A 22,302-nucleotide genomic window follows, 5' to 3' on the forward strand; every position below is an offset into this window, starting at 1 on the left:
TTAGTGATTATAATTATAGTTGCAAAACCCTTTCTCTTTAAGATGAAAGGGTTTTTTTATACTACTTCCGCAACTACAAAAGTACTTCCTCCTATAAAAATCAAATCGTTTTTTGAAGCGGCATTTTTTGCTGCTTCATAAGCGCTATTAACAGAAAAATAGTCATCTCCTTTGAGTCCAAAACCTCTTGCTTGCGATAATAATAATGAGGCATCTAAACCACGTGGGATATTAGGTTTACAGAAATAATAGGTAGCTTCTTTAGGAAACAAAGGAAGTACAGATGTCAAATCCTTATCGTTCACCACTCCCAAAACTATATGTAGATTTTGATAATCTTCGTTTTTTAATTGCTTAAGAACTAATTTTAAACCTTCCTTGTTGTGACCTGTATCACAAATTATTTTTGGGCTTTTATTCAAAATTTGCCAGCGCCCCATTAGGCCTGTATTGTTGACAGTATTTAAAAGTCCGTTTCGAATATTTTCTTCTGAAATCACCCAACCTTTGTTTTGTAAAATCTTTAAAGCACTTATAACTGATTTAATATTTTTCTGCTGATAAATTCCCTTTAAATCAGATATATAGTTAGACGAATCTATTGTCTCGGCAAATTCAATTACAGAATTTTTATCTACAGCAATTCGTTTAAAAATATTTTCAGTTTCTGAAATGGTCTCTCCAATTACTATTGGAATATTTTCTTTTATAATTCCTGCTTTTTCAAAAGCCACTTTTTCTAGCGTATCTCCTAAAAACTTTGTGTGGTCTAATCCTATGTTTGTAATCACAGAAACCTCTGGTAAAATAATATTTGTACTATCGAGCCTTCCTCCCATTCCCACTTCAATTATAGCAATATCGACTTCTTCCTCTCTAAAATAGTCAAAAGCCAAACCTACTGTCATTTCAAAGAAAGATAGTTGATTGCTTTCGAAAAACGGTTTATGCCTTTCTACAAATCCTGAAACATATTCTTCAGGAATCATATTACCGTTAATCTTAATTCGTTCTCTAAAATCTTTCAAGTGGGGAGAAGTATATAACCCAGTTTTATACCCAGCCTCCTGAAGTACGGAAGCTATCATATGACTCGTACTACCTTTTCCATTCGTTCCAGCTACATGTACACTTTTAAAGCTCTTTTCTGGATTGTTTAAGTAGTTAGCAAGAGTAATGGTAGCAGTCAAATCTGCTTTATAAGCAGACTGCCCTACCTTTTGGTACATTGGCAATTGGTTAAAAAGCCATGCAATGGTTTCAGAATAATTGATAAGAAAGAGATTTAAAAATGAATAAAAAAATTAAGCCTTTACAAATGCATTTTTTACTGCACCAATAAAGGCTTAAAGATAACTATAAATGAAGGTTTTTTTATATCAAAACAATCTATTCGGACAGACTAAATCTGTAAATAATTTTTCCCACCTGTTTGGCAGGTGCTTTATCGTCTGCATTAAACTTGGTTGCAAGAGCAGCACGTCTAGCAGGCTCAATAAGACAGCGAGAGTTGTTGGTTGTTCCACGAACTCCAGGAGTAGCATTTATTACTTTTCCACTTCTATCCACCTCTATGCTCACTACCACCGTTCCAGCCTCGTTACAATCCTGAATAAATTTTTCTTTATTGAGTGCTTTCCTTCCACCTAACATATAATTTCCATCGCCATCTAGACCTTTACCTGTTCCGTAATAAGAACTGGCATTAGGATCACCATCTGGACTACCCTTATCTCCCGGCTTTCCATCGTTTCCTTCGCCACCTTTAGCAGTTCCATCACTTTTAGGTCCGTTTAATATGCTTGAAAGTGCATCAGTAGTTGACTTATCTGGTTTTGGATCTGGCTTTTTTACCTCTTTTTTAGGTTCTTCTTTTACTGGAGTCTGGGTGTGTTCCTTCTTCGGCTTCTCCTTTTTAATAATTGGAGCTTCTTCCGTGTCTTGCGTAACTACCTCTTCTCGTATTTCAGCTTTAGGCTGAGAAACGGGTTCGGGAGTTGTGTCTTTTGGCGCAGATTGAATTCTATCTACAGGTTGTACTTCCCCACTTCCAGTTTCAGTTGTTCCAAAATTAATTGCAATTCCTTGCTCTAGTGGTGGGTCGAGATACTTCATCCCCACATAAAACAGAAGAATTAAAATAATCACATGCACGATTACCGTGATGATCATACTTTTACGTTTATGTTCTGTATCTAAAAGTTTCATGTTTCGATTTCGCTTTGTAACCGAGATTAGGGTTTGTAGTAAAAATTATTTTAATAGTAAGTAGACAGCTTACTCTAATAGGACAATATTCACTTTTAATTAGGTCTTACAGCAAGGACTACCTTAAACTTATTTTTATTTGCAATATCCATTACAAATACAGCATCTTCAATAGGCACCCCTTCTTCGGCTCTAAGAATAATTGTGGGTTCATCTTGACCTGCAAGAACTTTTTTAAGTTCATTTTCAATACTATACTCGCTTACACGCTCCTTATCTACATAATAGGCTCCATCTTTCGTAATACTTACAGAAGCTTTTTGCACATTAGAAGTTTTTCCTTTTGCCTTAGGTAAAATTAAATCTAAAGCATCTGGTGTAATGGCAGGCGAAGTAAGCAAGAAAAAAACTAACAACAGAAATACTATATCTGTCATTGAGCTCATGCTAAATTCGGCACTAACTTTATTTCTTCCTCTTAAATTCATTATGCAGGTTCGTTTAACATGTCTAGAAAATCTACTGCAGTGGCTTCCATTTGGTGAACCACTTTATCTGTACGCACTACTAAATGGTTGTAACCCATATAGGCAATAATACCTACTATTAATCCTGCTACTGTAGTTGTCATCGCTGTATAAATACCTTCTGCTAAAGCTCCCATTTCAGCCTGACCACTACTTGTTGCAAGTTGATGGAAAGCCAAAACCATACCAATTACAGTCCCCAAGAAACCAATCATGGGTGCAGCACCAGCAATAGTCGCTAAAACGCTTACATTTTTCTCTAATTTGTAAACTTCTAAACGTCCAGCATTTTCAATTGCCGTATTTATGTCTTCCAAAGGACTTCCAATTCTAGAGATTCCTTTTTCTGTTAGGTGTGAAACCGGGGTATTGTTTTGCGCACACAAAACTTTTGCAGCTTGAATATTACCAGAGCTAACATTATCTTTAATCTGATTCATAAAGTTGTTATCCATTTTAGACGCTGCTTTAATCGCAAATAAGCGTTCAAAATAAATGTAAACTGCTACAAAAAGAAGGATAAACAGAACACCTATTATTATTTGTCCTGCAACGCCTCCGTTTAACAACAGATCCATTATTGATAAAGTTTTTTCTTGAGCCTCGACTGGTATGCCTTCAGCGATAGAATCGGTATCTTGTGCTATATCAGCACCCTCTTGAATAAAGAAGTTTAACATAAATAAAGTTTTGTTTTAGTGAATAACGGAAATTGATAATAGAAATTGTTATAAGTAGCGAAATATAATTTATCGAAATAAGAAGAAGTTTAATGCAAAAAAACATAGCCCAATTGCATCAATTAATTTCAAAACAGCAAACTTCTTCCTTTCGCTACTCAGTAAGTTATAGTAACTCTTTTAAAGCAATTTCGAATGCTGTTTTACTTATATTCGTCTTAGAGTTATTTTTGTCGAATGTATTCTGGATTGCTTTTTTAATAGTATTTGAAATATCATTAAATATAGCTTCATCAGACATTTCAACTTTGCCTTCCATAAAATATGCAAACGCACGTGCCATTCCACAATTACTGATGAAATCTGGAATTAAACTGATACGCTCATCTGTGTATTCCATAATTGAACCAAAGAAAATTTCTTTATCAGCAAAAGGAACGTTTGCTCCACAGCTAATTACCTCAAGACCGGTATCAATCATATTAGTAATTTGCTCTTTAGTAATCAATCTTGATGCAGCACAAGGCGCAAATATTTCGGCCTCGAGATTCCAAATTTTTTCATTTATTTCATCAAAAGATAGCATGTTATCTGCTACCAAGGCGTTTCCATTTTTATTAAGGAAAAGTTGTCTTACCTCTTCTAAAGAATAGCCATCCTTATTGATGATTCCACCATCGCGATCTATAATACCCACAATTTTAGCACCCATTTGCGCAAGGTAATAGGCTGCAGCAGAACCTACATTTCCAAAACCTTGAACTATTGCTCGTTTTCCTTTTACATCACCACCATAAATTCCGTAGTAGTGCTTAACAGCTTCAGCAACGCCAAAACCAGTAACCATATCGGCTACTTTATAACCTTTTGTTACGTCTGGGCAGTATTCTGCACTCGCTAAGGTTTTGCTTACACCATTTCTCAATTGACCAATTCGATTAATTTTTTCAGCTTCTGAAGGTGTAAAATGCCCATTAAAAACTCCTTCCTGAGGATGCCATAAACCGCTTTGTTCAGTAAATGGAATTACTTCAGTTTTTTGATCAACATTCATATCGCCACCGGTACCATAGTATCCTTTCAATAACGGAGAAACAGCTTTAAACCATCTTTCTAAAACTCCTTTTTTACGTGGATCGGCGGGATCAAAATTAATTCCAGATTTAGCACCTCCAATTGCAGGTCCAGAAACTGAAAATTTCACTTCCATAGTTTTAGCAAGAGAAAGTACTTCATTCATATCAAGTCCTTTTCTCATTCTAGTTCCCCCACCAGCTGCTCCACCTCGCAATGAATTGATTACCGTCCAGCCTTCGGCTTCTGTTTCAGGGTCTTTCCAATGGAATACAATTTCAGGATCTTTTTCCTCGTACTTTTTAAGCAGTTCTTTCATTATTATATTTAGCATTAAAATTCTCCCGTGCTATTGCTTAGGAGCGTATTTACTATTTATTTATTTATACCATTTCGGCAAAAGCAAATATAAAACTTGTAAGAGTTTATAAGTGGATTTTAAGAAAAATTATGGAAGATAGATTTTTCCAGAAGAATGGTCCTTTGAAGCCCCAGTAACACTAGCCAAACAATTAACTTCGCCACGTAATTTCAAGACTCCCAAAAGCCCAAATATCAACGCTTCTTTATATTCAACAATTTCCGAAGTGGGAATTATAACATTAACAGTTGAAATCTGTTTTAATCTTTTAATCAAAAATGAATTATAAGCTCCGCCACCCGTTATTAAAACGGAAGCATTGTGGTTGAATTGCGCCTTGAGTTGAATAGCTATATGTTCGGTAAAAGTTCGTAAAACATCTTGAGTTGAAATGTTAAACGAATCTATTAAAGGGAAGATATTTTTTTTCACCCACTCAAATCCTAAAGATTTTGGAGGCTTCTCAGAATAAAATGACAGTGAATTCAACTGCTGAAGCAAAGTTTGATTTACCTCACCTGCTTCAGCGATTTTACCGCCTTCGTCATATGCTTTGCCAAGCTTTTCTGCATATTTATTTAATACGATATTGGTTGGACAAATATCAAAAGCGATTCTTTTATTATTTTCTTCATAGGAACAGTTTGCAAAACCTCCAAGATTCAAACAATAGTCATAAGCTGAAAACAGCAACCTATCGCCTATAGGAACCAAAGGCGCGCCTTGCCCGCCAAGCTTTACATCCTGCACTCTAAAATCGCAAACAACCTTTAAACCAATTAGTTTTGAAATATGAGGCAGGTTACCAATTTGCAAAGTTATTCCTTTATCGGGTTGATGTAAGATTGTATGTCCGTGACTACACACAGCGTCAATATTTTGAATATTGTGTTTTTCAATAAACTTTGTAATTTCTTCGGCAAGCTTTTCGGTGTATCTACGATTTAATTCCTCAAGTTTATCTTTAGAATAGTTAATTGCTTTTTGTAAATTATTTTTCCAAGTTATAGAATATGGCACTGTTTCAGCTGCACGGATATTAAAACTCCAAGAATTTCCCATAAAGTCACTCTCATAATGACTTATACCCTGAAGCGACCCTAGGTTATTTTTTTGAATTGAAACATATAGTTCTAATTCCACCAAATCTATCCCGTCTAAGGATGTGCCGCTCATTACACCAATTATACGATACGTTTTTTTTGCCAAAATTTAGAGAATATTACAAATTTAAAGATACCAATGATGATACTAAAAAATTCATATTAAGAGAACCAAATTCTAAATAATATTGAGATAAGATAAATATCGACAGAATTTTGCTCTAATCTATTGAAAAGTAGCGCTTGATGTTTCTTTATAAATTAAGAATTGTCTTTTTGGTATTTACATTTTATAAGTATCTTTGCCCTTTCTTATAAAACACAAATTTCACTTATAATAAGCCTATGGATTTCAGTCTATCCGAAGAACATTTAATGATTCGCGACGCAGCTCGTGATTTTGCACGCACCGAACTTTTACCAGGTGTAATAGAACGTGATAACCAACAAAAATTCCCTGCCGAACAAGTTAAAAAAATGGGCGAACTCGGTTTCTTAGGAATGATGGTAGATCCAAAATACGGTGGAGGCGGAATGGATACTATTTCATACGTTCTAGTTATGGAAGAGTTGAGCAAAGTCGACGCTTCTTGCTCAGTAATTGTTTCAGTAAATAACTCATTAGTTTGTTATGGTCTTGAAAAATTTGGAACTGAAGAGCAAAAGCAAAAATACTTAACCAAGTTAGCTACTGGAGAAAAGCTTGGCGCTTTCTGCTTAAGCGAACCAGAAGCAGGTAGTGATGCAACATCGCAGCGCACTACTGCAATAGATAAAGGTGACCACTACGTATTGAATGGAACAAAAAACTGGATCACCAATGGAGGGTCTGCCGATTACTATTTAGTAATCGCCCAAACAGATAAAGAGAAGAAACATAAAGGTATTAATGCTTTTATAGTTGAAAAAGGCTGGGAAGGTTTTGAAGTTGGTCCTAAAGAAGATAAATTAGGAATTAGAGGTAGTGATACGCACTCTTTAATTTTTAACGATGTAAAAGTACCAAAGGAAAATAGAATTGGTGAAGATGGCTTCGGTTTTAAATTTGCCATGAAAACACTTTCTGGCGGACGTATTGGAATCGCTGCTCAAGCCTTAGGAATTGCATCTGGTGCTTACGATTTAGCGCGTGAGTATTCTAAAGTACGTAAAGCTTTTGGTACAGAAATTTGCAATCACCAAGCTATTGCATTTAAACTAGCTGATATGCACACTAGCATTGAAGCTGCACGCCATTTAGTAATGAAAGCTGCTTGGGATAAAGACCAAGGAAACAACTACGATATGAGCGGTGCAATGGCAAAACTTTACGCTAGTCAAGTTGCAATGGACGTTTCGGTGGAGGCAGTTCAAGTTCACGGTGGAAATGGTTATGTAAAAGAATACCACGTAGAACGATTAATGCGTGATGCAAAAATTACACAGATATATGAAGGTACTTCAGAAATACAGAAAATTGTTATTTCTAGAGGATTGTTACAAAACTAGATTGAATCATCTGTTTTAAGCAAAACACTTTCTTAGATATTATAAAACCCTTGATAATTCAAGGGTTTTTTTGTGGTTTAATGTATTAAAATTAATAGACAGTCTAAATATTTGCAAAGCAATATCTTGACAAGTAAAAAATATTGAAATCCAATCGAAGTTTATATTTAACTAGTCGCTTGATTTCAATTTGTGCAAAAAACAGCAACGCAGACCTGAAACTATAAAAAGAAGTTCCATACCAATCCAAAGCGCAATACTGCATCGCGATACGGTTGTCTTGGTGCAGCAAAGTGATCGTTATTCCCGCCAAACAAAGAGGTAAGGTTTTCGTACACGAAATAAATGCGGGTTTGTCTAATTTTAGCATTAAAGAATACATCCACCAATGGATACCCTCCCAGTTTCTGATCGTTCTGCACGTAAAATTCAGCAAGTACAGGATCGTAAGCATTCATATTATATTCGGTGAAATACTTAAATGTAACCCCTGTTTGCATAAACAACGCACGTTTAAACCAATGGTCTTGATAGTAAAGCGAGTTTCTAGTAATTAACTGAGGTACGTTAAACACATTATCTCCATTAAAAACCTGCTGATACATTATTGTGTTTTCCAGAGCAAAAACTCCAAACGTAAATTCTTTTTGCGCCTTTATTTTAAGGTAATCTACACGCTCGGAAGCTTGAATTGGCGACGGAGTACTGTCGTTTTCTCTAATTCCAAAGTAGGTGTAATCGTCAATACCCGTATAGCTCACAGATGCATTTCCGAACCTCTTGGTGCTTATTTCAAACTTTAGCTCTTGCGTTTTTACATTGTTCAAATTGTTTTTCCAGTTGTAATTCTGGTAATCACTTTGATATAATTGAAAATTGAAATTTGGAGCTACAGAGTGAGTTGTTAAAGATGCCTTCGCATTGTACTCTTCATTTAGGTCGTATGAAGCAGCTGCTTGCAGGTAATTTGCATCAAAATCTCCAACCATATTAATTGCTCCTTTTCCCGATAATTTAAACCCTCGATATTCCTTTTCGTATGCTGCTCCAGCTTCTAAAATATTTCCTTTAATCCTGTTTGTAATCCTATTTTCATCGAGAATTAAAACCGAATTATACCCGTAATTAAAATCGTTGTAACCAGCCCAAGCAGTGATTTTCCCCAACAACGAGCTGTTGTAGTCGGCGTAAGCTTTAACATTAAAATCTTCTAGCTTGGTTTTTGTGTACAAATCGGCATTTTCATAAGACGGACCAAAGGCACTAAATGGGGTGTCCTGCTTGTACTCAAAAAACTTATCCTCGTAGCTTAACACGTTTCCGATTGTTAATATAGAATAATTTGTACTATCGCGCTGGCTGAGAAGTTCATAATAATGGTCTGCGTAAAAGCGAAGCCCTTCCAATTTGTTTTCAGCATCTTCAAAATTCACATCCAACCTGCCTCGGTCGCTAAACTCAGGGTCACCATTTATAAATAATCGCAGTGAATTATCGGTTAAACCTCCATTTTCTTGATTCATTAAATCCTGTGCGGCAACGTGTGCGCGAACAACATAACGATTGTTCTTTGTTCGATAATTGGAAGTAAAAAGGAAGTTCCCTGTACTTGTTAATATATTTTGATATTTTCCGAGCGACCGCACTCCCTTATAACCAATAGAAAAATTAAACTGTGGAGAGGTATTTACCGTAAAAAAAGCATCTAATTGCTGCCCTTGATTATAGGCTGTTTTAAAATATAATTCGGTTAAGGGTGTAGGCACATTAAAATAGTTTACCTCTTCAATTTCCTTATAGTTAAAATGTCTCGCTTGCGCTGCAAAAAGTGGCTTTAAGTTTAATTTATTAAAGGAATAGGCTAGTGAATTATAGGTTTGACCCACGTTAGAAAACTGTAGTAATTCAAAATTATCTCTTCGCAAATAATTGAATTTGTATTTCTTATAAATACTAAGTGTGGTATCAACATAAGTAGTATCCCTATCGTGCGAAATAATTTTATAAAAATCTATTGGTGGTTTCTCCTTTCCAGAAATTTTGTTTTGCGAATAAACAGTTCCCGAAGCGAACAATATAAGAAGTAGCAATAGGAGTTTTTTCATCTTCGAGATAACTTTTGGGCAAAGGTAATTTATTTTTAATTGAAAGAGAACTGGTAAAAACTTCAAATAACAATATCCAAATTTCAAATAAACTCCAGAAATGAAAAGTCAAAAATTCAATTAAAAAGAGGGATTGGTAAAATTTTGGAATTTTAATATCATATTAATTAAAGTAGGTATATTAAGTTTAGTATTAATGAATAATGTGATAACTATTATAATTGATTAATGTGAATATAATTGTTCATTTTTTTTCATTGCCAAAAAAAACGAACCAAAAAAAGTCTAGGCAGAACAATACTTTACTAAAAGTTTCCCTCGTTACGGCGCAAACTAAAGGTTCACTTAAATTTATACACTATATCTAATAGTTTTTAAACTGTTAAAATTAAAATAATTTTAGCGGCTGGTGCAAGTTTGCTTAGTCCTCCACCCACATCATTTTTTACGTAAAATTTTGCTAAGCCATAGAATACCGTTCAAAATTTGAAATTTGTAATAAACAACCCACTTAAAATGACATAGAGAAGAATTTTGAAATTTTGGAATTTGGATTTTAAATAATTGGTGCTTTTTAATTAGCCGTATTTATAAAATTTCAAGAAATTTGTAGTTAGTATGCTTAAATTAAAAATAAACAATCATTTCATTGAATGTGGTACCGATGAGGCTGGCCGGGGCTGCTTGGCTGGACCAGTTACGGCGGCTGCTGTAATTCTACCTAACGATTTTCAGCATCCTTTTTTAACAGACAGCAAGCAACTTTCAGAAAAGAAACGATTAGAGCTAAGAGCTATTATTGAAAAAGAAGCTATTTGCTATTCTGTAGCACATATAATGATGGATGAAATTGATAAAATAAACATCCTAAATGCTTCTATTTTAGGAATGCATCGTGCCATAGCAGATTTATCTATAACCCCTGAATTTATTGCAGTTGACGGAAACAAATTTAAGCCTTTTAAGAACACTCCATATGAATGCGTAGTGAAAGGGGATGGGAAATATTTGCATATTGCAGCAGCTTCTATTTTAGCAAAAACCCATCGCGATGAGTTTATGTATGAAATTCACGAAAAATTTCCGCAGTATAACTGGAAGAAAAACAAAGGATATCCAACCAAGGAGCACCGGGAAGCTATTCGCGAATTAGGGAGTTCAATTTTTCACAGGAAAAGCTTTAAACTTCTACCCGACCCAACTTTATTAGATTTATAATTTACCTCCTTAATTGTTTAGGTGTGTCAATTACGGAGAATAACTGTTGACAACCCGTCAATAAACTATTTAAACAATATGCTAAACGATTGCATTACATTGCTATTTTTGTTTTATGGGAAAAATTAATAGAAATTTATTCGCGGTTTTACTTTTCATCCCAATCCTTTTGGGAGTTTTTGCAAGTTGTGATAACTCACCTTCAAAAACAGGAACACTAATGGATTTTGTTCCAGAAAATGCCGCTGTAGTTTTAAAGATTTCAAATTTCGACAACTTACAGGCAGATATAGAAAATAGCCCACTACTTTCTAAGTTCGAAAATACCGAAATCTATTCTTATTTAACTAAAAAGGATAAAATTCTTAAAAACCTTCATCCAACTTCGCAGAGTCTTTTAAGTATAAATAAAATTAACGACTCTGTTTCTGCTTATACCTTTATTACAAAACACACTGATAAATTATTTCAATTAGATTCTGTAAAAAATAAATCTGTTGAAACTTTAACGTTGGATAAAAAGTCATTTCAAAGGGTTTCAATTGATGAAAACACCGCTTACTCAACAATCATTGATAGTGTATTCGTTGTTTCTTCGTCCCAACAAATTATTCAGAATATCTTAAACGGGAAGACAGAGCGGAATACTACTTTTAAAAAAGTGTTTAACTTACCATCCTCCAACGACTTTACGGCCTTACTTCGCGGCAAAAATGAGGCTATAAATGATTCAACAAAAATAAATTTTACATCTTGGAGTGCTTTAGATATTAGCTTTTCTTCAGAGAATTTTACAGCGACCGGGATTAGCATGGCGACAGACACTATTCCTCAACTTCTCAATATATTTGAAGGTCAAGTTCCGCAACAAAATGATGTTGCCTTGATAATCCCGTCAGATGCAAAGAGTGCATTAAGCTTTACTTTTAACGACGCAGAGAGAATTCAAGAAAAAATTGGCAGTTATAAAGGTGAAACAAAACCCATACAAACCACTGGTATTTTTGGGTCGGTAAGTGAGGCAGGGATAATCGAACTTAAACAAGAATCTGCAATTTTCATAAAGAGCATAGACGCCTTATTAACCAGCGATGCTTTGGCCCGCTTTGTTACTTCAAAAAGTTCATTTCGTGAAGTGGAAATTAAAAGTTTTAGCGAGCCAAAATTGTTTAGCGATACGTTCTCACCGCTTATAAATTCTACAAGAGCTAACTATGTTTTTCAGTTAGATAATTTCTTCATTTTTTCTGAAAGTGAAATTTCTGCACAACAGATTATCAGTGATTATAAAAACAACAATACCTTAAAAAACACATCATACTTTGAAAACACTATTGTAGATTTAAGCACCGCTTCTTCTTTGTTAATTTTAAAACTACAAGGAGAACTGTCTGAGTCGCTATCTATGTTTTTTGGAAATGACAATACCTTTAAGAAAATTTCATTTGAAAAATTTCCACTTGCAGCGTTACAATTTAGCTACGATCGCAATTTCGCTCACGTAACGTTAAGCTGCAAAGAAGTTGATGGTAATGTAAAAAAATCGTCAGAAAAAGTTTCAGAAAACTTCAATGTAAAACTTGAAAACACAATTTTAAATGCGCCTAAACTTGTTAAAACAAAGAATGGAGAGAGTAAAATTGTTGTCCAAGACATTTCGAATAAGCTTTACTTCATCTCTGAAAGCGGAAAAATTCTTTGGACAAAAAACTTAGATTCCGCAATTCTCGGGGAAGTTGAGGAGGTTTCCATTTCAGGGAACAAGCACATTGCGTTTACCACTAAAAATGCTTTCCATCTATTAGATAGAAATGGAAAAGATTCAAAATCGTTTCCGATAAAGTTTAAAGATGATGTAACCCAGTCACTTTCTGTGTTTGACTACGACAACAATGGAAATTATCGTTTTGTAGTTATTCAGGACAAGGAAGTACTTATGTACGATAAAAACGCGAAACTAGTTACAGGCTTTGGCTTTAAGAAAGCGAAAAGCTCAATTGTACAATCGCCAATTCACATAAGGATGGGCAACAAAGATTATATCGTAATTGCCGAAGAAAACGGGAGTTTAAACATTTTAAGTCGCGTTGGGAAATCTAGGGTTTCAGTTTCTAAAAAATTCAATTTTTCAAGTATTCCAATTGCCGAAGAGGACAACACTTTTGTGGTAATTACAAAAGAAAACACTAAAGAAAGAATCTCTCAAAACGGTAAAGTCTCATCTTTAAAATTAGATGTTAGTGCTAATTATTGGTTTACAATTTCTGGCAACACAAAGGCTACTCTGGATGATAATTTACTGCGAATAAATGGCAAGTTAGCAGAATTGCCTTTGGGAATCTACACACAACCTCAGCTTTATAGGATAAATGGAAACTACTACACTACCATAACCGAAACTCAAGAGAAAAAGGTTTATGTTTTTGACGAAAATGGAAAACTTCAAAATGGGTTTCCTGTTTACGGAACTTCAGAAGCGAGTTTAAGTCTAGGGAAACGGACTACAAACCTAGTGGTTAAAGGGGATGCAAATTCTGTAATAATGTATTCAATGTAAAAATAGTGCGTTAGTTCTACAGTTTTTTCTCAGATAATTTTTAATGTGTGGGGCTTTGTAAGTCTATAATCATATAATTATTGGATTAGTTCGATAGCGAATAAATAGTTGTTTTGAGCTGAATACCAATATTTATCTACTAAACTCAACACATAACCTCTTAAATTTTCCTTAAATCTATTAAAGGTTTCTTATATTTACAATTCTAAACATTCATAAAAATTATACCTAAAAATGAAAAAAAGTACTTTTAAACCACTACTGGTTTTAATCATTGCTTTATTTAGCTTTGGATTAAGTGCCCAGAACAATTCGTTGTGGACGAAAGCCCACAACACAGACACAGAGTCTCTGCAAAAAGAATTTCGCAGAACTATGCCTGCAGAATACAGCCTATACAAATTAAATACCCCATCGCTAAGATCTGCATTAGCACAAGCTCCAGCTCGAAATACTGGAAATTCAAATGTAATTATAAAGCTTCCTTCAAATAATGGCGAACTTCAAAGCTTCCGCGTTTATGAGGCTTCAGTTATGTCTCCTGAATTACAAAACAGATACAGAAACATTCGTTCGTATACTGCAAAAGGTATCGACGACCCAACTGCTGTAGCGCGTTTTAGTGTATCTGACTTAGGATTACACGGTATGATTACTTCTGGTAATCATTCTACTGTTTACATCGACCCGTTTACACAAAACAAAAATTTTTATATTTCTTACAGCCTAAACCAACTTCCATCTAATCCAGATAGTTTTGAGTGCTTAGTAGAAGAAGCTGTAGGACCAGAACCAAATTATAACGAGAGAAATGCTAACGATGGAATGTTGAGAACCTTCAGACTAGCAGTTGCAACAACTGGAGAATACTCTCAATACCACTTAAATGATCAAGGTATTCCTGCTTCAGCTACAGACGAAGTAAAAAAAGCGGCTGTTCTTGCTGCTATAAACGTAACAATGACGCGTGTTAATGGTATTTACGAAAGAGATTTATCTCTTACGATGATTTTAGTTCCAAACAATACAGATATTATTTATTTAAATGCAGCAACTGATCCATTTACAAATAACAATGCAGGAGTACTTATCAATCAAAGTCAGACTGTAATTGACGCTGAAATAGGTCCTGCAAATTACGATATCGGGCATACCTTTAGCACAGGTGCTGGTGGTTTAGCTCAGCTAAGATCTCCATGTACTCCTAATAAAGCTCGTGGAGTAACAGGTACAAGTAATCCAAAAGGAGATGCTTATGACGTAGATTATGTATCACACGAAATGGGTCACCAATATGGTGCTAATCACACTTTTAATAATTCTTGTAATGGTAACCGTAATAACAGTACTGCTGTAGAACCAGGTAGTGGATCTACAATTATGGCATATGCTGGTATTTGTAACCCTAACGTACAGAGTAGAAGTGATGATTATTTCCATGCGAGAAGTATCCAAGAAATGTGGATAAATATATCTTCTGGTGTGGGTCAATGTGGTGTACAAACACCAACAGGAAACCAACCTCCTGTGGCAGATGCAGGTCCTGGGCGTACAATTCCAAAGTCTACTCCCTTTATATTAATGGGTACAGCTTCAGATCCTGATGGCGATGCTCTTACACATACTTGGGAACAAATGAATACCGAAATTGCTCCTATGCCACCAAGAAATACTTCAATTGGCGGACCAGCATTTAGATCGGAAGAGCCTTCAGATTCACCTGATAGATTTATGCCAAGAATTAATTTTGTTCTTGTTGGTGATCTTGGTGGAAACAATCCTCCAACTGCAAATAGATGGGAAGCAGTTCCTGCAGTAGGTAGAAACATGAACTTTAGATATACTGTTAGAGATAACGCTGCCGGTGGTGGAGCTACAGCAAGTGACAACACTTTTGTAACGGTTGATGAAAATAGCGGACCATTTAAAGTAACATCTCAGTCTGATCCTAACAACCCAATTAACTGGACTACACAAACTACTGAAGTTATTACTTGGGATGTTGCAAATAGTGATGCAGCTCCAGTAAACTGCTCTAATGTTGATATTAAATTTTCAACTGATGGTGGCTTAACTTACCCAATTACCATTGCTCTTAATGTGTCAAACACAGGAAGTGCAACTATCAACGTACCTAATGTAAATACAAACAATGGTAGAGTTATGGTTATGGCTTCGGATAATATTTTCTACTCTATTAACGATACTAAAATTATTGTAGAAGGTACTGTAGGTACTGAAGACTTCTCATTCGAGAACTTCTCTGTATACCCTAACCCATCTAGTGGAGTATTTAACTTAAGTTTTACTCCGGATTCTAGTGAAAACATTGAAGTATCGCTTTACGACCTAAGAGGTAGAATTATCAATCAGTTTATCTATGACGATGTGAATACTTCTGGAGTATTTAGCAAACAATTAGACTACAACTATATTGATAGTGGAATGTACTTCCTAGTAGTTAAAAACGGAAATAAAACTGCGACTAAGAAATTGATGAAAAATTAATTCTTAATCAAGCTTTTTAAACCATAAAAAATGGCCGCCTTAATATAGGCGGCCATTTTAATTTTATAAATATTCTATTTTAAAGTAAATGTAAGATTTATTCCAATTTTATCATTTCAGAAATATGTCTTACCACTTGGGAGGTTTTATTTACATTAAAAATCAAATCAAATACAAGCCCTTCTTCGCTAACATCAACTAATAGTTTTCCATCTGTTACTGGGTAATATCCCGCTTCTCCTTTACAGAAACAATGTTTTCCATAGTATAAGTTTACATCAGCTAAAGCCGCATTTTCCTTTTTAATATTTGCAGCTGTTTGCGGAATTTCGAAGTGAATAGTTTCCGAATAATTTCCATCTACAGTTCCCTCAGGTCCCTCTCTAAAATAAGTATATTCAACCACCATCGCATCTCCTTCAATCATTTCAGGGTACAAGGAACCGGTGCCGTCGTCCAGAATAGTCAACTTTTTATTCTTATATACTTCAATACCACAGGTGCCATCTTCAGGACACCCCGTATGCTTGTGTATAGTCTCTTCCATTGTGTTGGTGTTAGTAATAACTGAATCGGTTTGCGTTGTTTTACAAGCGCCAACCATTAATAACGGCAACATGTATACTAGTAATTTCATATTTGAGAGTTTAAGGTTAGTGTATGATTTATTGATTTTTTAACCGTCTATACCTGAAATATACAAATACCAAACCAAATATTAAGCACACAAGTATTAAACCTGTATTATGCAACTGCCGAAAAAAGAGCTTGAAGTATTGTTAAGAAATTACTCTTCCAATATTATTTCCAAATCCAATAGATCTGGATTCTTAAAATATTCTATAAACGACTCCTTTAAAATTAGTGTCTTTTGGTCTGCCGAAAAAGTTGCTTTAGGATTTGAAGCTTTTTTAATTTTTCTAGGGAAGGTATAATTTAACGTATAATTAGAGCTACTTAAAAATGCTTCGGTGTTTTTTAAGCTATCTACTTCTTTTTTATGAATTGCTTCATCTTTAATATAAGCGTCGCGCTTAAACACACCATTACTAAAGGTATAAAGGACGGCAATACTCTCTTCTGAAGATTCTTTTTTCTTTTCTTCCGAAGAATTTGAATTTAAGTTTGGCGCCATATTTCCCATCTGGCCTAAGCCCTCGTGAATATTATTTGCTTCACTTATATCTTTAAAATTTGTTGCAATATTATAAACCATTTCAGAGGCATCAGAATCTATTTTAATTCCGATATTATAGTTTTCTAAGGCTTTTAATTTTTTTTGTTCAGAGGCCGAAAGCGTCGCGATACTATCTTTTTTCTCCTCCAAAAATTGCTTTATATACACTATAGTATCAAGTTTTACAGGTACCGAATCTCCCATCGCCCCTGCACTAAAAGCCATCATTTCACTAAGATTAACTTCAACACTTAAATTTCCAGAACCATCTTCGTTCATAACAAGGGTTTCTGAAAATTGACAACTCACAATTGAGATAGCTAACAGAGCTAGAATAATTAATTTTTTCATAAGTGTTTATTTATTAGGATTGTTTAATATAATTAAAGCCGCTATCACACCTGGAATCCAACCTAAAAGGGTTAGTATCAGGACTATTAAAACAGATCCACAACCTTTGTCTATAATAGCTAGTGGTGGAAAAATAATTGCAAGTAAGACTCTCCAAAAACTCATAAAACAAAGCTACGTTTTTTTTAATAATGAAGTTTACATAAATTCAAATTCGTTTGCCCTGAAATTTATGGAAATCTCACCCAATACATTGTATTTTATTAGAAATAATCACAACAAATAAAATTTCGAAAATATCACTTTTCATTTGACAATTCTCTCCTCTTATTTCACATTTCATTTCCCTATCTTTGCAAATTCATTTTTTACATAAAATATATGCAACTTTCTGAACTAGAAATCATCCGTAGAGACAAATTAAAGCAGCTGCGAGAAATGGGTATCAACCCTTACCCAGCAGAACTATACCCAATTACCGAAACTTCAAAAAAGATTAAGGAGAACTTTGAAGAAGGTAAAAAAGTAGTTGTTGCCGGACGCCTTATGTCTAGACGAATTCAAGGGAAAGCATCCTTCGCCGAACTCCAAGACGCCGAAGGTCGTATTCAAGTATATTTTAACAGAGATGAAATTTGTACAGGCGAAGATAAAACGCTTTACAATGACGTTTATAAAAAATTATTAGATATAGGCGATTTTATCGGGATTGAAGGCGAGCTTTTTAAAACTCAAGTAGGTGAAAAAACCATAATGGTTAAAGATTTCACGCTTTTAAGCAAAGCTTTAAAACCCCTACCACAACCTCGTATTGATGCCGATGGTAATGTTCACGATGCTTTTACCGATCCAGAGCAACGTTACCGCCAACGTTACGCCGATTTAGTTGTAAACCCACACGTGAAGGAGATTTTTATAAAACGTACTAAGCTCTTCAATGCCATGCGTGACTTTTTTAACGAGCGTGGCTATTTTGAAGTTGAAACTCCAATTTTACAACCCATTCCAGGTGGTGCGGCTGCCAAACCTTTCGTAACACATCACAATTCGCTTGACATTCCTTTGTATATGCGAATTGCAAACGAATTATACCTAAAAAGATTGATTGTAGGTGGTTTTGATGGAGTGTATGAATTCTCAAAGAACTTCAGAAATGAAGGGATGGACAGAACGCATAATCCAGAGTTTACTGCAATGGAAATTTACGTTTCCTACAAGGATTACAACTGGATGATGGACTTTTGTGAGCAATTGTTAGAGCACTGTGCTATGGAAGTTAATGGTACAACTGAAGCTACTTTTGGAGAACATAAAATCGACTTTAAAGCACCTTACCCAAGAGTTACAATGGCAGAGGCTATTATAAGATTTACAGGGTTTGATATAACTGGAAAAACTGAAGATGAAATACGTCAGGCTGCAATAGACTTAGATGTACCTGTAGATAACACTATGGGAAAAGGTAAATTAATCGATGAGATTTTTGGTGAAAAATGCGAAGGCAATTTTATACAGCCAACTTTCATTACAGATTATCCTAAAGAAATGAGTCCATTGTGTAAGGAACACCGCGATAATCCAGAACTTACAGAACGTTTTGAACTAATGGTTTGTGGGAAAGAAATTGCAAATGCTTATAGCGAGCTTAACGATCCTATAGACCAACGTGAGCGTTTTGAAGCTCAGTTAAAACTCGCCGATAGAGGTGATGATGAAGCAACAGCATTTATAGATTTCGACTTCTTAAGAGCGCTTGAATACGGAATGCCTCCTACAAGTGGAATGGGAATTGGTATGGACCGATTACTAATGTTTTTAACGAATAATGCTTCTATTCAAGAAGTTCTTTTCTTCCCGCAAATGCGCCCAGAGAAAAAGAAAGTTGAAATGACCGAAGACGAAAAAGCTGTTTACAATCTTTTAAAAGCTAATTCTCCTATTGCCTTAGAAGAGCTGAAAACTCAAAGTGGCTTAAGCAATAAGAAATGGGACAAAACTATTAAAGGTCTTACAAAAAGTAAGGTTGCAAAAGTTGAAAAAACAGACGCAGGTTTGACTGTTTCTTTACTATAAATCAAAATTTAAAACTTTATAAAAGGGAGGCTCCATTTTGGATGCATCCCTTTTTTATTTCAGCAATTTAAATTCAAGTCTACACTTTTCTATTAGTAATTCAATATGAAAAAACAACCTAAAGCCACTCCCCTACAAAACATCATCAGCTATGTATTTTACTTTAGCGGTTTAGTTTGTTTTGGTCTCGGAGCTGCTTTTTCAATTAAAGTGCAGTACCTTGGATTACATCCGTGGGATGTATTAAACATAGCCCTTTACGATCAACTTGGGCTAACTATTGGCACATGGAGTATTATTGTAGGTTTAGTTTTAATTGGGGTATCATTAGTAGTAAGTAAGAAATACGTAAATATCGGTACATTTTTAAACGCCCTATTAATTGGCCCCATAATGGATTTCTTTTTATGGATAGATATTTTACCTAATGCAAGTAATACTTGGACAGATTATTTAATTCTACTAGTAGGAATTGTACTTATAGGTATAGGTGGCGGATTATATGTTTCTGGCGGCGTAGGCGCAGGTCCGCGAGACGGCTTTATGCTTTCTATATCCGAACGCTTGCGATGGTCTATTAGCAAAGCCCGAATCTTGGTAGAAAGTATTGTACTAGTTATAGGATATTTCTTAGGAGGACCAGTTTTTTGGGTGACTTTTATCTACACCTTCCTATTGAGCCCAGTTTTTCAATTTTCTCTTAAATTCTTTAGTCGCTTGCGATTAAAACTAGAAAAAAAATAAAGGTTCACTCTACTTGAGCAAACCTTTATTTGTAATTAGTTTCTTTTATAAAGAATATTATTTCTTTCTGAAGTAAATAGTAATTGGCACTCCATTAAAGTCGAAGTTTTCTCGAAGTTTATTTTCTATAAAGCGCTTGTATGGATCTTTTACATACTGCGGTAAGTTACAGAAGAATACAAAACTAGGGTATGGAGTAGGCAATTGCATACAGAACTTAATTTTTACATATTTCGCTTTGTATGCTGGTGGCGGATAATTTTGAATTATCGGCAACATTACCTCGTTTAGCTCGCTAGTTTTAATTTTTTTGCTTCGGTTATTGTAAACTTCGACAGCTGTTTCAATAGCCTTGTAAATTCGTTGCTTTGTAAGTACTGAAATAAAAACAATCGGTACATCTACAAAAGGTTCTATTTGTTGACGGATATACTTTTCGTAATCCTTAACACTACTTGTGTCTTTATCTTCAACTAAATCCCATTTGTTAGCAAGAATCACAATACCTTTATTGTTTCGCTGTGCTAACCAAAAGATGTTTTCAACTTGTCCGTCAAACCCTCTTGTGGCATCAAAAACAAGAATAATAACATCGCAATGCTCGATAGCACGAACACTCCGCATTACAGAATAAAACTCTAAGTCTTCTTTTACCTTGCTCTTCTTACGAATTCCTGCAGTATCAACTAGATTAAACTCAAATCCAAACCGGTTGTATTTTGTATCTATACTATCGCGAGTAGTACCTGCAATATCTGTTACGATATACCTATCTTCCCCAATAAGTGCATTTATAAACGATGATTTCCCGGCATTCGGACGCCCAACAACAGCAAATCGCGGTAACTCACTATCATCTGGCTCATCAGTATCGGGCAATGCTTTTACAAGATCATCTAAAAGGTCTCCTGTACCACTTCCATTTATACTGGATAGGTTGTATTGATGTTCAAACCCTAAAGAATAGAATTCTAATGCGGCATTTACACGAGATGCACCGTCAACTTTATTAATAGCAAGGAAAATAGGTTTTTTTGATCGTCTCAGCAGTTTAGCAACTTCCTGATCCATACCTGTAACGCCACTTTCTACATCTACCATAAAGATAATTGCATCGGCCTCATCTATTGCTAATTCTACTTGTTTATCAATCTCAGCTTCAAAAATATCATCGCTCCCTTTTACATATCCCCCAGTGTCTATCAGCGAAAACTCTTTTCCATTCCAGTCGCTCTTTCCATAATGACGGTCGCGAGTAACACCGCTCACAGCATCAACTATAGCCTCTCTACGCTGAATTAATCTGTTAAAAAAAGTGGATTTCCCAACATTTGGTCTCCCCACTATGGCAACAATGCTCATAATCTTAAATTTAGGGTGCAAAAATAGGTTTTAGTTAGCACAAAAAATACTATTTTAACCGCTTATAAAAAAATAGTTACTATTTGATATTTCAATATCAGGTAAATCTGTAACACAGAAGACGAAGTACAGCAGGGTTTTATAACTTAAAAAACGTCTGAAAATTCTTATTACTTTCAGGTTTCAGACAAAGCTTATAGGATACTGAATCTTCTATTTAATTATTAAAAGCACAAGCGTAAATTATGCTTCCGAATGAAATAGTTTTAAGACCGCGGTTTAAAATAGAATTAGAACAACCACACTCACAGATACTTGACAAATTTTCAGAAGCAAAAAAAGCACAAGAGAAATTTCATATATCTTGTATAGACGATCATATTTTCATAAAACTTCCAAAAAAGGAGCAGCATTTTTGGTCTCCACAGCTTCATTTAGAAATTTCTGAATATGAAAATACTAGCACCCTTCACGGTTTCTTTGGACCAAATCCAACGATTTGGACTATGTTTATGTTTTTTCACGTGGTAGTAGCGATATTGTTTATGGTAGATTTAATCTGGCTTTATTCCAATTATAGTTTAGGAAATCCCATAGCGCTTCAAGTCGGGATAGCGGTAGCATTGATAATTATTTGGATTCTACTTTACCTAGCTGGTAGCATCGGAAAGAAAAAAGGAAAGCCGGGAATGCGAGAGCTCTATGATTTTATGAATGAAGTTTTAAATTCTAAATAGTCGACGAGTAATCCTTTTTTAATTAAATA

The 22,302-nt window shown here is 34.9% G+C and carries 18 protein-coding genes; 7 read left to right on the top strand and 11 right to left on the bottom strand.

Going from position 1 to position 22,302, the window contains the following annotated elements; genetic code table 11:
• Positions 1-56 precede the first annotated feature (56 nt).
• From RT250_RS09070 to RT250_RS09095, 6 genes are all read right to left on the bottom strand, one after another.
• Positions 57-1,274, bottom strand: coding sequence for a bifunctional folylpolyglutamate synthase/dihydrofolate synthase (locus RT250_RS09070; RefSeq protein WP_313114325.1), 1,218 nt, complete (start codon positions 1,272-1,274; stop codon positions 57-59).
• Positions 1,275-1,389: 115 nt separating this feature from the next.
• Positions 1,390-2,208, bottom strand: a complete 819-nt coding sequence (locus tag RT250_RS09075; protein WP_313114189.1) for an energy transducer TonB — start codon at positions 2,206-2,208, stop codon at positions 1,390-1,392.
• A 95-nt stretch (positions 2,209-2,303) separates the two neighbouring features.
• A complete protein-coding gene (locus RT250_RS09080; RefSeq protein ID WP_313114192.1) occupies positions 2,304-2,696 on the bottom strand; it encodes an ExbD/TolR family protein in 393 nt (130 codons plus the stop codon).
• Positions 2,696-3,415 carry a MotA/TolQ/ExbB proton channel family protein gene (locus RT250_RS09085; protein ID WP_185099701.1) on the bottom strand — a complete coding sequence of 240 codons (720 nt, stop codon included), beginning with the start codon at positions 3,413-3,415 and terminating at the stop codon, positions 2,696-2,698. Before RT250_RS09085 ends, RT250_RS09080 begins: the two co-directional genes overlap by 1 nt.
• Positions 3,416-3,581: 166 nt before the next feature.
• The gene (locus RT250_RS09090; RefSeq protein ID WP_313114197.1) at positions 3,582-4,808 is read right to left on the bottom strand and encodes a Glu/Leu/Phe/Val dehydrogenase dimerization domain-containing protein; all 1,227 of its coding nucleotides are present in this window, start codon (positions 4,806-4,808) and stop codon (positions 3,582-3,584) included.
• Between the two features lie 129 nt (positions 4,809-4,937).
• The gene (locus tag RT250_RS09095; protein ID WP_313114200.1) at positions 4,938-6,059 is read right to left on the bottom strand and encodes an anhydro-N-acetylmuramic acid kinase; all 1,122 of its coding nucleotides are present in this window, start codon (positions 6,057-6,059) and stop codon (positions 4,938-4,940) included.
• Positions 6,060-6,298: 239 nt separating this feature from the next.
• Between RT250_RS09095 and RT250_RS09100 the strand changes: the two genes are divergently transcribed.
• Positions 6,299-7,441: an acyl-CoA dehydrogenase gene (locus RT250_RS09100; protein WP_313114202.1), complete on the top strand. Its 1,143-nt coding sequence runs from the start codon at positions 6,299-6,301 to the stop codon at positions 7,439-7,441.
• 221 nt (positions 7,442-7,662) lie between these two features.
• Here the strand turns inward: RT250_RS09100 and RT250_RS09105 are convergent, their stop codons facing one another.
• Positions 7,663-9,546, bottom strand: a complete 1,884-nt coding sequence (locus RT250_RS09105; protein ID WP_313114204.1) for a putative porin — start codon at positions 9,544-9,546, stop codon at positions 7,663-7,665.
• A gap of 618 nt (positions 9,547-10,164) precedes the next feature.
• Between RT250_RS09105 and rnhB the strand changes: the two genes are divergently transcribed.
• The 3 genes from rnhB (at position 10,165) to RT250_RS09120 (ending at position 15,829) form a co-directional block, all read left to right on the top strand.
• Entirely contained in the window at positions 10,165-10,764 is a 600-nt protein-coding gene (rnhB, locus tag RT250_RS09110; protein ID WP_313114206.1) for a ribonuclease HII, read from the top strand.
• Between the two features lie 115 nt (positions 10,765-10,879).
• Positions 10,880-13,321, top strand: coding sequence for a hypothetical protein (locus RT250_RS09115; protein ID WP_313114209.1), 2,442 nt, complete (start codon positions 10,880-10,882; stop codon positions 13,319-13,321).
• Between the two features lie 234 nt (positions 13,322-13,555).
• Positions 13,556-15,829 carry a zinc-dependent metalloprotease gene (locus RT250_RS09120; RefSeq protein WP_313114211.1) on the top strand — a complete coding sequence of 758 codons (2,274 nt, stop codon included), beginning with the start codon at positions 13,556-13,558 and terminating at the stop codon, positions 15,827-15,829.
• A gap of 97 nt (positions 15,830-15,926) precedes the next feature.
• Here RT250_RS09120 and RT250_RS09125 read toward each other — a convergent pair whose 3' ends face one another.
• From RT250_RS09125 to RT250_RS09135, 3 genes are all read right to left on the bottom strand, one after another.
• Positions 15,927-16,466 (bottom strand): hypothetical protein, encoded by a 540-nt coding sequence (locus RT250_RS09125; RefSeq protein ID WP_313114214.1) that lies wholly within the window; start codon positions 16,464-16,466, stop codon positions 15,927-15,929.
• Positions 16,467-16,616: 150 nt separating this feature from the next.
• Entirely contained in the window at positions 16,617-17,357 is a 741-nt protein-coding gene (locus RT250_RS09130) for a hypothetical protein (protein ID WP_313114216.1), read from the bottom strand.
• A 6-nt stretch (positions 17,358-17,363) separates the two neighbouring features.
• Positions 17,364-17,522: a YqaE/Pmp3 family membrane protein gene (locus tag RT250_RS09135; protein ID WP_313114218.1), complete on the bottom strand. Its 159-nt coding sequence runs from the start codon at positions 17,520-17,522 to the stop codon at positions 17,364-17,366.
• A gap of 216 nt (positions 17,523-17,738) precedes the next feature.
• Between RT250_RS09135 and lysS the strand changes: the two genes are divergently transcribed.
• Both lysS and RT250_RS09145 read left to right on the top strand, forming a co-directional pair.
• Positions 17,739-19,430, top strand: a complete 1,692-nt coding sequence (lysS, locus tag RT250_RS09140) for a lysine--tRNA ligase (protein ID WP_313114220.1) — start codon at positions 17,739-17,741, stop codon at positions 19,428-19,430.
• Positions 19,431-19,535: 105 nt separating this feature from the next.
• A complete protein-coding gene (locus RT250_RS09145) occupies positions 19,536-20,174 on the top strand; it encodes a YczE/YyaS/YitT family protein (protein ID WP_313114222.1) in 639 nt (212 codons plus the stop codon).
• A 57-nt stretch (positions 20,175-20,231) separates the two neighbouring features.
• Here RT250_RS09145 and der read toward each other — a convergent pair whose 3' ends face one another.
• The gene (gene der / locus RT250_RS09150; RefSeq protein WP_313114327.1) at positions 20,232-21,539 is read right to left on the bottom strand and encodes a ribosome biogenesis GTPase Der; all 1,308 of its coding nucleotides are present in this window, start codon (positions 21,537-21,539) and stop codon (positions 20,232-20,234) included.
• Positions 21,540-21,781: 242 nt separating this feature from the next.
• Between der and RT250_RS09155 the strand changes: the two genes are divergently transcribed.
• Positions 21,782-22,273, top strand: coding sequence for a GTP-binding protein (locus RT250_RS09155; protein WP_313114224.1), 492 nt, complete (start codon positions 21,782-21,784; stop codon positions 22,271-22,273).
• Positions 22,274-22,302: the final 29 nt, after the last annotated feature.

It is taken from the genome of Aequorivita sediminis, assembly GCF_032080575.2.
Classification (GTDB): domain Bacteria; phylum Bacteroidota; class Bacteroidia; order Flavobacteriales; family Flavobacteriaceae; genus Aequorivita; species Aequorivita sediminis.

Coding starts and splice junctions, on each gene's coding strand:
- RT250_RS09105 (WP_313114204.1), bottom strand. CDS start 9,546: ATGAAAAAACTCCTATTGCTACTTCTTATATTGTTCGCTTCGGGAACT.
- RT250_RS09120 (WP_313114211.1), top strand. CDS start 13,556: ATGAAAAAAAGTACTTTTAAACCACTACTGGTTTTAATCATTGCTTTA.
- RT250_RS09115 (WP_313114209.1), top strand. CDS start 10,880: ATGGGAAAAATTAATAGAAATTTATTCGCGGTTTTACTTTTCATCCCA.
- rnhB (WP_313114206.1), top strand. CDS start 10,165: ATGCTTAAATTAAAAATAAACAATCATTTCATTGAATGTGGTACCGAT.
- lysS (WP_313114220.1), top strand. CDS start 17,739: ATGCAACTTTCTGAACTAGAAATCATCCGTAGAGACAAATTAAAGCAG.
- RT250_RS09155 (WP_313114224.1), top strand. CDS start 21,782: ATGCTTCCGAATGAAATAGTTTTAAGACCGCGGTTTAAAATAGAATTA.
- RT250_RS09135 (WP_313114218.1), bottom strand. CDS start 17,522: ATGAGTTTTTGGAGAGTCTTACTTGCAATTATTTTTCCACCACTAGCT.
- RT250_RS09085 (WP_185099701.1), bottom strand. CDS start 3,415: ATGTTAAACTTCTTTATTCAAGAGGGTGCTGATATAGCACAAGATACC.
- RT250_RS09145 (WP_313114222.1), top strand. CDS start 19,536: ATGAAAAAACAACCTAAAGCCACTCCCCTACAAAACATCATCAGCTAT.
- RT250_RS09100 (WP_313114202.1), top strand. CDS start 6,299: ATGGATTTCAGTCTATCCGAAGAACATTTAATGATTCGCGACGCAGCT.
- RT250_RS09080 (WP_313114192.1), bottom strand. CDS start 2,696: ATGAATTTAAGAGGAAGAAATAAAGTTAGTGCCGAATTTAGCATGAGC.
- RT250_RS09090 (WP_313114197.1), bottom strand. CDS start 4,808: ATGAAAGAACTGCTTAAAAAGTACGAGGAAAAAGATCCTGAAATTGTA.
- RT250_RS09125 (WP_313114214.1), bottom strand. CDS start 16,466: ATGAAATTACTAGTATACATGTTGCCGTTATTAATGGTTGGCGCTTGT.
- RT250_RS09130 (WP_313114216.1), bottom strand. CDS start 17,357: ATGAAAAAATTAATTATTCTAGCTCTGTTAGCTATCTCAATTGTGAGT.
- RT250_RS09075 (WP_313114189.1), bottom strand. CDS start 2,208: ATGAAACTTTTAGATACAGAACATAAACGTAAAAGTATGATCATCACG.